The organism is Flavobacterium dankookense (assembly GCF_004362665.1).
Lineage (GTDB): Bacteria > Bacteroidota > Bacteroidia > Flavobacteriales > Flavobacteriaceae > Flavobacterium > Flavobacterium dankookense.
On record NZ_SNXR01000014.1, the window covers coordinates 129,421 to 142,324 of the forward strand.

The 12,904-nt window shown below is 32.0% G+C and carries 6 protein-coding genes; 1 reads left to right on the plus strand and 5 read right to left on the minus strand.

The annotated features are described in order from the left end of the window. Positions 1 to 9: 9 nt before the first annotated feature. From BC748_RS09065 to BC748_RS09085, 5 genes are all read right to left on the minus strand, one after another. Positions 10 to 2,784 (minus strand): AsmA family protein, encoded by a 2,775-nt coding sequence (locus BC748_RS09065; RefSeq protein ID WP_133533171.1) that lies wholly within the window; start codon positions 2,782 to 2,784, stop codon positions 10 to 12. 113 nt (positions 2,785 to 2,897) lie between these two features. After that, positions 2,898 to 5,798, minus strand: coding sequence for a T9SS type A sorting domain-containing protein (locus BC748_RS09070; RefSeq protein WP_133533172.1), 2,901 nt, complete (start codon positions 5,796 to 5,798; stop codon positions 2,898 to 2,900). Positions 5,799 to 5,864: 66 nt separating this feature from the next. Beyond that, complete coding sequence (locus BC748_RS09075) at positions 5,865 to 6,989, minus strand: SusE domain-containing protein (protein WP_133533173.1); 1,125 nt, start codon at positions 6,987 to 6,989, stop codon at positions 5,865 to 5,867. Positions 6,990 to 7,010: 21 nt separating this feature from the next. Continuing rightward, positions 7,011 to 8,639, minus strand: a complete 1,629-nt coding sequence (locus BC748_RS09080; RefSeq protein WP_133533174.1) for a RagB/SusD family nutrient uptake outer membrane protein — start codon at positions 8,637 to 8,639, stop codon at positions 7,011 to 7,013. An 11-nt stretch (positions 8,640 to 8,650) separates the two neighbouring features. Continuing rightward, positions 8,651 to 11,584 carry a SusC/RagA family TonB-linked outer membrane protein gene (locus BC748_RS09085; RefSeq protein WP_133533175.1) on the minus strand — a complete coding sequence of 978 codons (2,934 nt, stop codon included), beginning with the start codon at positions 11,582 to 11,584 and terminating at the stop codon, positions 8,651 to 8,653. Positions 11,585 to 11,807: 223 nt separating this feature from the next. Between BC748_RS09085 and BC748_RS09090 the strand changes: the two genes are divergently transcribed. Then, positions 11,808 to 12,830 carry a LacI family DNA-binding transcriptional regulator gene (locus BC748_RS09090; RefSeq protein ID WP_133533176.1) on the plus strand — a complete coding sequence of 341 codons (1,023 nt, stop codon included), beginning with the start codon at positions 11,808 to 11,810 and terminating at the stop codon, positions 12,828 to 12,830. Positions 12,831 to 12,904 lie beyond the last annotated feature (74 nt).

A 12,904-nucleotide genomic window follows, 5' to 3' on the forward strand; every position in this document is an offset into this window, starting at 1 on the left:
GGGTTTTTTTTATTTATTTTCTGTAGTTTGTTGATTTTGTAATGGTGTTGGCACTTCACCATTGTATTCGGTTTCTTCTAAGTCTTCGGTTTGTTTACCCAATTTCACTTTTGGATTATCTTGTGTTCCTGTTATTTTTAATGGAATACCGATTATACCTAATGGCGGTAAACCTAGTCTCATTTTGATATTCAATTTGCCGTCGAAACTAGTTGTTCCCTCAATTCTTGGTCTAAAACCAGCTACTTTGAATTTGAAACGCTCAATGGTAATGATATTGTTTTTAATTTTAGTATTGATTTTAACTTCGCTTAAATCAGGATTTGCGATAGCATCTTTTCCGGTTTTTTTACTAACCGTTCCAAACATTTTAAACCCTTTCATTTTTACTTTTTTAACCGAAAGTGTTCCGCCACCAGTTAAAGAAGGATAGATTGGCTCCATATTATTATTCAAAATTCCAGCAACTTTATAATCAAGAGACACAATTCCTTCGGCGCTTTCGGCTGCTGAAGCCATTTCACGAAACATTTTAATTTCGTTATAAGCACGTTTTATATCAAAATCTTTAGCATTGACTTTAAAGTCAAAAAATGCTTTTTCGGATGATTGATTTCCATAAACAACATCCATTTTTACATTGGAACCAATTAAATCGAAAGCTGAATTTTTTAATGCCAATTGACCTTTATTGATATTCATTTTGCCTTTAAGATTTTCTAATTTCAAATCTTCGAAATTTACTTTGTTGGCAGTTGCATTAAATTCTAAATCAAAATTTGGTGGAATAATAACAACTCCAGAAGCCGGATTAATCGCTAAAGAATCAACAGCAGTTTTATTATTTTCAGTTACTGTCATAAATTCATCTACATTGATAAAATCGGAATGCAAGGTGAAGTTTCCTTTCAAAACAGCATTGTTAGTCAATACAAAATCGATTACATTTTGCATAAATCCATTCATTTTAAAATCAGACTCACCATATGTTGCTTTGAATTCATTGAAGTTCATTTTATCTTGATTGAAAACGAAATTTCCTTCTCTGATAATAAATGGTTTAGGAAGATATTCTGTACGTGTTTTAATATCGCGCAATACCAACGTTCCTTTGTTTTGAAGTTTGGCATAATTGCCGTTAATAGCATCATTTTGAGTTCCTTTAAATGAAACATCGGCTTTAACAAAACCATCTAAATCAAGACCTTTTTTAGAGAAAACTTTATAGATTTTACCCAAATTCAATTCTCCTTTTGCCTTGATATCATATTTAATATTTTGGAAATCTTCTAGAATTGCGTTGACATAAATTGGCTTCCCTTCAAATTCTAAAGAAGCTGGTGTGATGTGAATTTTCAAATCGTCTAGTGAACCTTTTTCATCAATTATAGTAGCAATTACGTTGATATTTTTGATAGGATTGGGATAATAATCTGTCTTGACAAAACCATTTTTTAATTCAATCTTACCTTTTGTAACTGGAATTTTGTTGTTCTTTTTATCATAAATTCCAAGTGCTTGAATGTTGGTGTTTAACGTTCCACGCAAATCCATATTTTGAAGTCCGAAAGCTCTGTTTAGCGTTGCCAAATTTACTTTAGTTTCAATTTTTGCATCTATTTTTGGATTTGATAGTCCTTTCGTTTTAATAATTGCTTTTACATAATCATTGTCAAGATTAAAGAAAATAGAATCAAGATTTACTGTTAATTGCTCAGTATCAAGCGAAGGCAATTTTGTATCAAAATTCAGAAAAATATTGGATGCTGAAATCGGAGAATCATCATAATTCACAAAACCATCCCTTATTTTCATATTGAAAGCAAGATTTGGCTTTTGATTTTTAGAAGCAATATATTTCCCTTTCAAAGACATTGACAAATCCGTACTTCCTTTTACTTTAGATTTATCAAGCCAAGTAACATATTGAGGTGGTAAAGCTGAGAAAAATTCACTCAAATTACTATCTTCTGATTGTACGGTAAAATCCATGTCGTAACCGTTACTCAAAAAATCAAACTTTCCTTTGAATTCAACTGGAAGTTTATTTATTTTCAAATTATTTTGTTCAAAAACAAAGGCTAAGGAATTGGTATTAATCTTCGTAATCAAATCCGCATTTACTTTTTTATTTTTTAAATATTGTTCACCATCATAAGTAAAATCAAATGAATCGATTTTTGCTTCCGTATATAAGTCAAAAATTGATTTATCTAAGTCACCATTTCCAACATAATTAAAACCCTTTGCATCAATAAGAATTTTGGCTGATTTATCATTATATATTAAATGAGTGTTTTCTATTGCAATTTTTTCTAATCGAAGTGCAGTTTCGGAAGGGTTATTTGAGGCAGTTTCTTTTTCAGAAATATAAACATTGTAATTAGCTTCACCTTTTTCGTTAACCAAAACATTTATTAATGCATCTGAAACATATATTTTATCAATATTTACTTTTTTATCGAACAATAATGATCTTATGTTAATTCCAAAAGCAACTTCTTCAGCAGAGAGTAATGTTTCATTTTTATAAGGTGCTGAACCTTTTAATGACAAATCAGTGAGTGTTAATGTCAATGATGGAAAGTGATTGAAAAAAGAAAGGTTTGCTTCTTTAAAATTAAGTTCTCCTTCAAGTTTTTTATTGGCAAATGCTTTTACTTCTTCGGCAATTTTTCCTGGAAAAAGTATTGGCAATAAAAATAATAAGGCAATTAATGACGAAACAGATATTCCAATCCATTTTAAAATTCTAATTACGACTGGCTTAGCGGGCTTTTTCATATTGCAAAACTACATCAATTATTATTATCTCAAAATATTTATGATTGGATTTAAAACAAGAAAGCCACACTTTTCAGTGTGGCTTAGAAATAACTAAACTAACTCTAACCAAATTATTGTTTAATTAATTTCATTGTTTTTGATCTATTTTGATTATCAAGAACTTTAACTAAATACACGCCAGGGTTAATATCAGATATGTCATATTGATATTCGCTAGAGTTTGCTGTAAATGATTTTACCAATTGTCCAGTTATTGAATAGATTTCGGCTTTAGAAATTTCTCCATTTAATGTAAAGGAATTTTTAGCAGGATTTGGATAAATAGAAATACTATTTTGTTGAACAGCATTAGTATTTAATGTACTTTGTTGATTTCCAAAAACTCTATAACCACCTGGTTCTATTGAAACACTTTGGTTTTGACTTGAAACATTTACTACCGAGTTATCCATTAAATTGACCCAGTTTCCTGTGAATGGAAAACCACCTGGAGCATTATAAGTATTGTCTGAAAAATTTGTTAAAACAAATACATAACTCAGTGAAGATGTTTGAGCGGTATTAGTCCAAACGTCTAATCTTGGTCTTCCTGTTTGACTAAAATTCCAAGCGAATTGACCATTTTCAAATACATCTTCATTAATTCTTAAATCAATTTGTCTTGCCCATTGATTATATACATTGGCTCTTGCCTCATTTTCTAACCAATTTTCACTCCATTGCGGCTGTGGTTTTGTGTCCAGTTTACAATCAGGATTTGAGAATGAAACATTTCCATTGCTACATGTCCAAAGCGATTTATCCCAACCTAGTTCACCAAAATGCCACATCATTTTTGGACCTGGAACTAAAAATAATACGGAACCCATTGCTGGTAATCTTTGCAAAACTTTAGATAAATTACCTTGAGTTTGTCCTGCTTCATTTAAAGCTTTATATACTACTCTTTCTTCGTCATGACTTTCAGCATAACCTATCATTCTATCGGATGGATCAGTAACAGCGGCTAAGTTTGTTGCATTTCCTTTTAACAAATTAGCATAAGGATCAGTCATTTTTCGCCATTGCATGATTCCACCTTGGTTTCCTGTCCTATTATAATTTGCCCATTCAACTTCTTCTTGTGCTGAACCACCAGTTCCCAAATGTTCAAAAATAACAAGTGAAAGTGGATCTGCTGCCCATTGATTAGTAGCATACCATTCCATTTTTGATTTACGATCTGAACGATATCCATTTGTACATGGCTCTTGACCACCAGAAACGTTTGGAGGACATTGATTGGTGAATCCTTTTGTTAAATCCCAACGATAACCGTCAATTTTAAATTCGTTTATCCAATATTGAATGGTTCTAATGGCATAGGTATTGGTTAAATTTCCGCCAGGACCAGTTTCTCTGAAATGATTTAAATCGCTACCAACATTGTATGAATGTTGTGCTTCAACATTAACATAAGGGTTTTCAAATGTTGTTCTTGGTCCTGTTCCATTTGCCCAACCATCGTTATCAGAGTCTAACATCCACATTCTTTCAAGTGGTGAACGACCAAAAACATGGTTTAAAGCTATATCTAATATAACTGCAATGCCATTCTGATGACATAAATCAATAAATTCTTTTAGTTTTGCTGGTGGTCCATAACGTTTGTCTAAAGCCATATGATAAACTGTGTTATATCCCCAACTCATGTTTCCTTCGAATTCCATTACAGGCATTAACTTAATAGCATTGATTTTCAAATTTTTGAAATAATCAATTTTGTTTATCAAATCTTGGTATGTTCTATTGGCATCAAAATCTCTCACTAATAGCTCGTAGAAAACTAAATCTTTCTTTTTTGGTTTTACAAAATTTGTAGTTGAGCTACTCCAATTATATGAAAACAAATTGTTTGGACCTGTTTGCAAAACACTCACCTCTCTATCTTGTCCTGGCGCAATTGTAGAGTATGCAGGAAGATTAGGAAATACCCCAAGAGAAATAATTTCTGGATCATCAAATGGAGATAAAACTAAAGTTGAAAATGGATCTGCTGTTTTTACAATAGATGGTGAACCTGCAGGAAGATTAACTACATCACATACCCAATATTGATAGGCATAAATTTGTCCAGGAGTTAATCCTGTTAATTCTAACCAATATTTTGTGGAACCAGAAGCTGTGTCTCTTTTCATTGCAAAAGCACTTGTTGGCTGCCAGTTATTAAAACTTCCAGCCACATAGATGAAACTTTTAAATGGGGCGTTTAACACTAAGGTAGCTTTTGTGGGATCAGAAGTATTATAATTTATACCATCAACTAACCCTGAAGGCATTGCTCCTGTTAAATTTCCAGGATTAATAATAACTGAAAATCTAGCTGTAAATGTTGTATTACCTTGAGTTATTCTTAAAACATAATTTTTATTTACAGTTACGTTGTTATCAACAAAAGAATAATTTGAAGTATTCTGATTATTAATTGGTGTGTTTGAGCCATTGACAAATAATTGATAATTTGCAGGACCATTTGTATTATTCGCTGTAACAGTTACATTTGATCCACTAGATATTATATTATTACTATTTAATGCAGGAGCTGTTAGATTATATTGAAATGCTCCTACAGGTATAAAAATATCTGGTCTAGATTGCAAACTTGCATCAGCAGATCTAAAGACAACACAAATCTCGGTTATTGAACTATTAGTTGGTACACCAAAATAAGTGTATAAGTCTGGTGATATTGTTAATGTATAGTTTGATGAAGTCCCAACTTGAGTCATTTGTGGATGTAAAGGACTAGTAAAATCTGGACTACCTTTAATGTTTTGAAATCGAACACCATTTACAGTGACACCAATGTAAGCATAAATTATTCCCGTATATGGAGCTAATTCTGTTCCTGTTTTGTTAAATGTAATTGTTACAGGTTGTTCTGCAAGAACAGTTGTTGGTGAAGTTGTAACTTGTGCATTGGCATTTGTAAATAAAATAAATGCCAGAAAAAAATATAATAGCTTTTTCATAGTTATTTTTTGATAAAAAAAGGGCTGAAAAAATAATTATTTCAGCCCTTCAAAAATATTATTTAATTAGTCAACTGAAATAACTTTTGTGTTTGTATTAACAGTGAATTTTCTAACAGCGTTTGGCCCAATATATTTAAAATTAGAATCTCCGTCATTAGCATTAGTAAGTTCACTATCAATTGTATACCCATCATTTACGAAAGAAGGAAAATTTCTGTTTGGAGAACCCCAACTATCACCACCATCGTTTGCTAACCAAATTCTGAAATTAGCATCACCATCAGGACTAAAACGAACAATTGCTTCATAAACGCCTGGTGCTACTAATCCTAATTCCGACTCATTATTACCTGCCCAAGACCAACCTCCTGGTGTAGCCTGTCCTACAAGCCAATATGAATTCGCAGAAGTTGAACCTTGAAAAGCTGTAATTGTTTTTTGATTTTCATCAATTTTTAAACGGTGAACACCTGGAGTGCCAATAAATCTAAAGTTTGAGTCTCCATCATTTGCATTTTCAAAATTTGAACTAATTTTGTATCCAAGGTCTGTATAATAAGGGAAATTTCTACCAGAAGACCATACTGTTTCCTCAGTAAAAAATCTAAAAGTATCATTTGCGAAAGTTACAGTTGATGTTAGTACATTATCATCACATATTAAAATAAGTGGTGAGTCCCAATTCCAACCAGCAGAAGGAATTCCTGCTCCAACAGCAAATTGTCCTAAACATCCATAGGTTGTTACCGTATATGTTAAAGTACTTGAGTATGTTGCATCAGATGAACTTCCAATAGTTGCTTTTATCCTAATATCAACAGGACTGGCAATAAATGGAGTAGCACCAGCTGTCAAACATGCTAAGTTAAATTGAGCTGTTTGAATTGTAGCAAACGTATTAGTTGTTGTTGCTAAAGTTTGCGGTGTTGCAAATTCAGTTCCACTAGCAGCCAATTCAACTGTGTAAGTAATTTCAGTAGGTGTTCCAAAATCCATTGCAGTCCATGCTAAAGAAATTCCTGGATTTGTTGGTGTTATATCACTTAAAATTACTGACTCACTTGATGTAGGTGTTAAAATTGAAAAAGTTCCCTCTGGGGACAAGAATTTTAAATCTTGTTCATCTTCACAAGATAAAAAACCTAAAAATGCTATCGAAGCAATTAAATATTTGAAATTATTTTTCATTTTTTTTAATTTAATTAATTATTAATAACCTGTATTTTGTGTTAAATTAGTGTTTGAGGATAATGTTAGCGGATGTAATGGAAAGACTTTAAAGTGCGAAGGAAGTGCAATACCATTTAATCCATTACCTTTCCAAGCCCAATTATAATTTCCACCTGTAAATTTGTCAAAACGTATTAAATCTTGTCTTCTATGAGCTTCCCAATGTAATTCCCTTGTTCTTTCATCTAAAATAAAATCTAATGTTACTTGTGAACTGGTAACATTAGCAAAGTTACCATCATTAGCTCTTTCTCTCAAAGCATTAATATATCCTAATGATGTTGAAGATACATTAGTAGTTGAACTTCCATTTGTTGCACCATCATTTCTCATTTGAGCTTCTGCATACATCAAATAAACATCAGCTAGCCTGAAAAGAGGAAAGTCAGTATCAACAAATACACTATTGGAACCACTAATACCAGTAGAAGTTACATTTGAAAATTTTTGTAAAATATAACCTTGATTTCTATTTGTAACGTTAGTTATTTCAAGTGAACGATCTCCACCTCCAGAAATTGTTTTTCTTGCATCAAAGTCAAATTCAAATCCATTGAATTTTTCAACAAATTGTTTTCTTAAACGAATAGCTCCACCCCAACCTCCGGCACCAACACCAAAAGAAGCACCATTCTGTTCTGATGGTAATGAACCTATACTACCATTTACCATTACTGTTGTTGGTCCATAATTTTGTGTTAAAATACCATCTGATTGTAGTGCAAAAATAATTTCAGTTGAAGTATCATTGTCAGCCTTAAAATTATCTAGATAATTTGGTTCTAAGGAATAACCTCCATTAATAATTTGAGTACATTGTTCAATACAATCTGCATATCTATTCTCTCCTATATAAACTTCTGCATTCAAATAAATTTTAGCTAAAATCATTCTTGCCATTCCTTGATCTAATCTACCTTGTTGATTTGTTCTTGGTGCTTTAAGGTTTGGAATGACTTCCAATAATTCACTTTCGATAAAATCAAACAATTGTTGACGATTATATTGCTGTCCCTTAACTCCTACTGATTGATTTTCATCATTAAATGCAGCTTTACCAAATAAATCCATCATATTGTAATAAGCAAAAGCTCTTAATACTCTTGACTCATTCCTAAACTCTTGAATTTTTGTTTGCTCCTGATCCGAAATGCCTCTTGAGGACAATTTACTAGGGGTTGATTGTCTTAAAAATTCATTTGCTAATGCAACTTGCAACATCGCTCTACTAAACATACCTCTAAAAAAAGGATTTTCAGCATCCCAAATATTTCTTTGAAGTTCTCTAACTCCAAGATCATTACCGCCTTCATACGACCAAATAGCTTCATCAGTAGTCAAAGTATTTAAATACCATAAAACCCTGCCGTATTGACTAAATCCAGCATCGATACCGCCTAAATTCGAATCTCCCGCACCAGTGGTACTAGTTATTGATAGATTAGCGTAAACCCCAGCTATCGCTCTAGTGTAGGCATCTGGTTTTGAATAAAAAGCATCAGAGTCTTCACGCAATGGATCATTCGGCTTAACTTCTAGGTCATCTGAACAACTATAAACTATAGCTAGCAGTGTTAGAAGCATTAATAATTTAGTTATTTTTTTCATATTTCAATTTTTTAAAATTTCACATTAACACCAAATAATATTTGTCGTTGTCTTGGGTAAATAGTTTGATCATTACCGCCAGAAAATTCGGGATCTAAACCTGAGTACTCAGTTATAATAAATGGATTTTGAACACCTGTAAACAGTCTAAGAGTAGCTTTACCATCCAACCAATCTTGAAAAGTATATCCAAATGTAGCATAATCCATTCTTAAAAAAGAACCATTTTCTACAAATAAATCTGATAAAATCTGCCCAGTTCCAGGAGTGTTAAAATTATAATCTAAAACAGAAGATGGTAAGTTTTGTAATTCTCCATTTAATATTCTATCATAATATGAGGAGCGAGATTTAACAACATTCAAAATTCTATTACCTAAACTTGCTCTCAAATTAAAACCTAAATCAAAATTACTAAAAGTTACACTTGTTGAGAAACCTAATACCAAATCAGGATCAGTATTCTTGTAAATATAACGATCACTTGTATTAACGATTCCATCTCCATTTAAATCAGCAAAAGCTCCCTCAATTGGACTACCGTTTGGATTATATAACTGTTTGTATACAAAAAAAGAATTTGGGGTAAATCCTTGAGCCATTATTTGAGAGTCAGTACCAATTCCTATGTTACCAACAGGAATTGAAACACCACCAGCAATTTCATCAATTCTTCTCTCAAACTTAGATGCATTAAAGTTTACGTCCCAATTAAGATCTTTTCCTCTTATAACATCATAATTTACATTTAATTCAAAACCTTTAACACTCATAGTTCCTATATTCTGAGGTCCTTGGTTTGTGAAATTACTACCATCAGCAAAAGGAGCTAATTGAAACAAATCCTCGGATTTTTTGTAGAAAAAATCTAAACTACCGTTTAATCTATTATCATTAAAACCATAATCTAGGCCGACATTATAAGTTGTAGTTTCCTCCCATTTAAGATTTGGATTAAAACCTCCTGGCTGAGCAATTGGAAAATAGTTATTATCAATTGAGTATTGTGTATTCTGATTCCCTAAAAAATACTGAGGTAAGTAAAAAGTCCCTACACCTATATCCTGTTGCCCAGTAACACCCCAACCTGCTTTTAACTTTAACTCGCTTAAAGAATTACTTTTTGAGAAAAATTCTTCTTTTAGTTTCCACGCAAAAGTAGCAGCTGGAAAATTGCCCCATCGGTTTAACTCTCCAAAACGCGATGTTCCGTCTCTACGATAACTTAATGTTAAATAATACTTGTTTTTATAAGAAAGGTTTGTTCTACCAATATATCCGACATAAACGATGTCATCACTTTCAAATTTCTGAGTAAAAGCGTCTGGATCATTAGAATTACCTCTACTTTTACCATAAGACTCAAAAATTTGATAAGAATAACCTGCGGTAAAATCTATACTAAAATCATTTAAGTTTTTAGAATAAACAAAATAGGTGTCTAATAATTTGTTTGTTCCAACACCATCATTGTAGCTATTATTGCCAATAAATTGATTCAATCTTATTGGCGAAGTTCTTGCTGTAGATGGAGTAATATTTCTGCTAAAACCAGAATCTCTATCATAACCAAGATTGGTGACCCATCTTAAATCTGGAAAAAAGTGAAATTTATAATCTACTTCAAAATTTCCAAATAACTTGTTGTTTTCACTTGTATTGTTTGTTTGAAGTAATTGCGCGACTGGATTGGGTACAGCAATAGGCGCAAAAGAATTTAGTGTATTTCCTGATCTGAATTCAAAAAAACCATCAAATGGAGACTCAGGATCGTAAACTGGCTGTGTTGGATCCATCAATATTGCAGAGCCTTCTACACCTGGAGCATTCCTTCTTTTTGAATTAGTAAAGTTTACAGATAATCTCGTTTTTAAATGATTGTCAAAAAAACTTGGACTCATATTTAAAGAAACACTATTTCTATTTAATTTATCTGTTAGTCTCAAACCTTCTTGATAGGTATTTCCAATAGTTAATCTTGTTGGTATTCTTTTAAATAAGTTACCTTTCAAAGAAAGATTATTATCTATATAATCTGTTCTTCTATAAATTTCCTCTTGCCAATCTGTATTAGCTGTCCCAACTTTGTCTCTAATTGATTGATTAAAAGCATCGTTTGGACTTGAACCAGTTACAGGATAAACAAAATTTACTGCTTCTCTAAATTGATCTGCAGAAAGAACGTCTATTTTATTAAATTTATTACCACTACCATACTGAAAATTATACTCAACTTGAAGATTTTTTCCACCTTTTTTTGTGGTAATAATAATCACACCATTTGATGCTCTAGAACCATATATGGCAGTTGCAGAAGCATCTTTCAAAACAGTAAAACTCTCAACATCATTAGGATTCAATGTGGCTAAAACTCTTGAGTCCATTGGCAAACCATCCAATACTATAAGAGGGTCATTATTTGCTAATAAAGAAGATCCACCTCTAATTCTTATTGTAGGAACTGAACCAGGAGAACCACCATTTGTATTTATCGCAACACCAGCTACTTTTCCTGTAAGAAGATTATCAACTGTTACGTTAGCACCTTTATTAAAATCTTTAGCAGAAATTACTGTAACTGAACCTGTAGCATCTTTTTTCTTAACACTACCATAACCAATTTGAACTACTACTTCTTGCAATTGTGTTGAGTCCTCGTTCAAACTCACACTTACTTGCTTTTGTCCAGAATAATTGATAGTTTCAGACTGATAACCAACATAAGAAACAACGATTTTATCGCCGTTTTTTAGTCCATTTAACAGAAATTTACCATCAAAATCTGTTGTTGTGCTATTGCTAGCACCTTGAACGATTACATTTACTCCCGGCAAAGGCTGACTCGTCTTTGCATCTAAAACAACACCACTAATTGAGCTTTGTGCTAAAACACTCAATGGCATTAGAAGGAATAAAAATAACAACTTTTTGTAAATTGTTTTCATACTTTTTGTTTAGGTTAAAATTTTTGTTTTGTGCTTATACTTTTAGCTTCGAATTGTTAAATTTATGTAAAAAAAAGGGTTTAAAAAATGAACGTCTGTTAATTGTGTTTCGAAAACGTTTTCGTGTTGAAAACTTTTTAGTTATGTCACATTTTTGACAATAAAATTGACGTTTCTGAAAAAAAAATATATCTTTATTGACAAATCATTAGTAAACAAAAAAATGAAGAGGAAAGTAACACTAAAACAAATTGCAAAAGAATTGGATGTTTCAATCTCTACTGTTTCAAAATCATTAAGAAACAGTTTGGAAATAAGCGAAGACACGAGACAAAAAGTACAAGCCTTTGCAAAATTGTATAACTACAAGCCAAACAATATTGCATTAAGCCTAAAAAACAAAAAAACAAAAACCATTTGCATCATTATTCCCGAAATTATTCATCACTTTTTTGCTACCGTAATCAGTGGCGTTGAACATGTTGCTAATGAAAACGGATACAATGTTTTAGTTTGCTTATCAGACGAATCATTTGACAAAGAAGTTATCAATATGGAAATGCTCGCTAGCGGAAGTATCGATGGTTTTATCATGTCTTTATCCAAAGAAACACAGCAAAAAAAAGATTTTCATCACATTACAGAAGTCATCAACCAAGGAATGCCAGTAGTCATGTTTGACCGAGTTACGAATGAAATTTTATGCGACAAAATTATTATCGACGACGTTCATGCCGCTCATAACGCAACACAATTTTTAATCGATAAAGGCCTGAAAAAAATAGCCCTAATCACTACTGTAGACTACGTTAGCGTTGGAAAGCTAAGGACCGATGGCTATAAAAAAGCTCTAAAAAGCAATGATATTGACATTAACGAAAATCTTATTCTAAAAATCGAAGACACCGAAGATTTTGACCATTATATAGAAGAACTTCTACAAAACAATGATATTGAAGCTATTTTTGCGGTTAACGAACTTTTTGCTGTTACTGCATTAAAAATTGCCAACAAACTAGGAAAAAATATTCCCGAAGACATTTCAATAATAGGTTTCACTGATGGAATTATCTCCAAATATTCCACTCCAAGCATTACAACGGTTAGTCAAAACGGAATAAAAATGGGCGGAAAAGCTGCCAAAATGTTAATCGACCGATTAGAATCGGAAGACGAAGAGGAAGAACAATACAAAACCGAAGTTATCGAAACTGAATTAGTAGAAAGAGAATCAACAAAAAATTGATTTATCAACAAAAAACGTTTTCGTAAATATCCATTTCTTAATTTTTTTAATTAGCCTAGCCAAATTTAAAATCT

Coding starts and splice junctions, on each gene's coding strand:
- BC748_RS09090 (WP_133533176.1), top strand. CDS start 11,808: ATGAAGAGGAAAGTAACACTAAAACAAATTGCAAAAGAATTGGATGTT.
- BC748_RS09075 (WP_133533173.1), bottom strand. CDS start 6,989: ATGAAAAATAATTTCAAATATTTAATTGCTTCGATAGCATTTTTAGGT.
- BC748_RS09080 (WP_133533174.1), bottom strand. CDS start 8,639: ATGAAAAAAATAACTAAATTATTAATGCTTCTAACACTGCTAGCTATA.
- BC748_RS09085 (WP_133533175.1), bottom strand. CDS start 11,584: ATGAAAACAATTTACAAAAAGTTGTTATTTTTATTCCTTCTAATGCCA.
- BC748_RS09070 (WP_133533172.1), bottom strand. CDS start 5,798: ATGAAAAAGCTATTATATTTTTTTCTGGCATTTATTTTATTTACAAAT.
- BC748_RS09065 (WP_133533171.1), bottom strand. CDS start 2,784: ATGAAAAAGCCCGCTAAGCCAGTCGTAATTAGAATTTTAAAATGGATT.